The 2,522-nt window shown below is 33.5% G+C and carries 3 protein-coding genes; 2 read left to right on the top strand and 1 reads right to left on the bottom strand.

Translation table 11 applies throughout. The features are described 5' to 3' along the window. Window positions 1-243: 243 nt before the first annotated feature. Together F6K22_RS38530 and galT are read left to right on the top strand one after the other, a co-directional pair. Window positions 244-1,224 carry a pentapeptide repeat-containing protein gene (locus F6K22_RS38530; RefSeq protein ID WP_293110180.1) on the top strand — a complete coding sequence of 327 codons (981 nt, stop codon included), beginning with the start codon at window positions 244-246 and terminating at the stop codon, window positions 1,222-1,224. A gap of 138 nt (window positions 1,225-1,362) precedes the next feature. After that, entirely contained in the window at window positions 1,363-2,364 is a 1,002-nt protein-coding gene (gene galT, locus F6K22_RS38525) for a galactose-1-phosphate uridylyltransferase (protein WP_293110178.1), read from the top strand. Here galT and F6K22_RS38520 read toward each other — a convergent pair. Then, window positions 2,350-2,522, bottom strand: a 173-nt coding sequence (locus F6K22_RS38520; protein ID WP_293110182.1) for a formyltransferase family protein, incomplete at its 5' end; no start/stop codon positions are given. The genes galT and F6K22_RS38520 overlap by 15 nt on opposite strands.

Raw genomic sequence — 2,522 nt, 5'->3', positions numbered from 1 at the left:
AATGCTATGAAAAGGAAATTTATGCCACCGAAGTAGAGGCAATTTAAGAGTATTCATCTTTTCTTTGTAAAAAAAATAACTTCTGACTTCTGACTTCTGACTTCTGACTTAATTAACTAGGCTCTTGACAATGAACTATCTCAATCGTATATCATTGTGAATATCAACAAAATAATCATGGTATGAGGTGCGTCCAATGTCTTTATTTAATCCTAAAAAAAACCTCATTATAATTCTGCAAATATGCTTTTAATCAAAAAATATTTATCCCAACTATATAATTATCGTAAATTAGCAAGATTACTTAGAAGTATAGTTAGATTTATCTATAGTTTGCTAGAAATTACTACTGTTTTAATCACCGTTATCTTCTTAATTTTAGGGATAATCTATATCGAAAATACTATAGAACAAAAAACAGAGTGGGGTAAAGCTTTACTAGACTCAATTAAAAACTCCCAAATCCTGGGAACTATTGAAAATTTTAGCATTGTTACAGCATTAGTTATTTACATGAGATGGGGAAAAAAGAAATCCCATTATCAAGCTTGGCAAGTCATCGACTCCGCCCAAGGATTAGATATTAGCTATGCTAGAATTAAAGCTCTAGAAGAATTGGTTAAGGGAGGTGTTTGTTTAAAAGGTTTATCTTTGCCTAAAGCCAATTTAGACCAAGTTAATTTAGTAGATGTAGATTTTAAAGAAGCCAACCTTCAAGGAGCAAAACTTTTAGAGGCTAACCTTCGAGGCGGTAAATTTGAATTAACTCAATTACAAGGAGCTTTTCTCTGGGGAGCAAATCTTCAAGATACTTTTTTTCTATTAACTCAACTCCAAAAAGCAAACCTCAGTTCAGCAAACCTCAAAAATGCCGATCTAGAAGGAGTTAACCTTTTAGAGGCTTCTTTACAAAAAGCTAATTTAGAGGGAGCCTATATATTAGGAAATCTCCAAGGTGTTGATTTACAAGAAGCAAATTTGAAAGGAACAAATCTACAAGGTTGTTATCTAAAAAATGCCAACTTTAAATCTGCAAATTTGAAAGGAGCTAACTTACAAGATACGAATTTACAGGGAGTTAACTTCCAAGATGCTAATCTACAAGATACCAACTTGCAAAAAGTAAAAGAGCTAAATGCTTCGCAAATTAAATCTGCTAATAACTGGCAACAAGCTAAATATTCAAAAGAATTTTACTCTCAGCTAAACTTACCAGAAACATAAAGGTATAAAGCCTCTCCTTAAAATTAAAAGGAGAAAAAAAGAAATAATATTTCCTTATATTCAATTCCGTTACAGTTTTAACCAGAGGTAATTATCAATTATCAATTAATGAACCTAGCTAAATCTATAAACAAAAACATGAACAAAAGTCATATCCGGCTCAACAAAACCACAAGAGAATGGGTGATTTACGCACCAAATAGAGGTAAACGTCCCCAGGATTTTCAACAAGAACATATAGTGCAAAAACATGGAGAAAGTCACTCTCCAAAATGCCCTTTTTGTACTGGTAATGAACACCTTCTCAGGCCGATTATTTTAGAGAGACCAAACCCAGAAAATACTAACTGGCAAATTCGTGTTATTCCTAATAAATTTCCGGCTTTAACCCCAGATGAAAATACCCATCGAAAATTAGAAGGGATTTATCTCACAATGCCTGGTTATGGTAGACATGAAGTAATTATTGAAAGTGCCAATCATAGTCAAGATATTCCCACAATGTCTATCCAAGAAGTAGAGATGATTATTGATACTTACCATCAACGTTACATCGAACTTATGGAAATAGATGAAAGTATGATGGTAATTATATTTCGGAATCATGGAAAAAAAGCAGGTGCTTCATTAGTTCATCCCCATTCTCAGATTATTGCTACTAGCATTGTTCCTCAGCATCGCCGCTGGCAAGAAGAAGAAGCTCAAAGATATTATGATGATTTTGGATGTTGTGTATACTGTGAAATATTAGCATTTGAACAGCAAAATAAAAAGCGGGTAATTCAGGAAAATTCATCATTTTTAGCCTTTATTCCTTTTGCTGCTAAAGTACCTTTTGAAATTTGGATTATGCCAAAAAAACATCAAGCTGATTTTGGCAGTATTTCAGAGTCAGAAAAGTCAGATTTTGCATCAATTCTCAAAAATATCCTAACTAGATTATCAGAAAAATTAAATGACCCAGATTATAATTATGTAATTAATACTGCTGCTCGTTATAAAGCAGAAGAACCCCAGGTACATTGGTATTGTCAAATTGAACCTAGACTTACCACACCTGCGGGTTTTGAAATTGCTTCTGGTATTCGGATTAATCCCTCACTTCCTGAACTAGATGCTGAATTTTTAACTACTACTTAAAGCCTGATTTTTCGATGCAGCAAGAGCAATAGCACCCACAATAATTCGATGTTCTTGCACTTGGATTCTTTCGTGGAGAGTTTCCGGTGTATCATCAGGTAAAATTGGTACAGCAGCTTGCATTAAAATCGGACCATTATCTACTTCTACATCTACTA

Source organism: Okeania sp. SIO2F4, assembly GCF_010672385.1.
Classification (GTDB): domain Bacteria; phylum Cyanobacteriota; class Cyanobacteriia; order Cyanobacteriales; family Microcoleaceae; genus Trichodesmium.
This window is presented reverse-complemented; position numbering and strand designations above follow the sequence as displayed.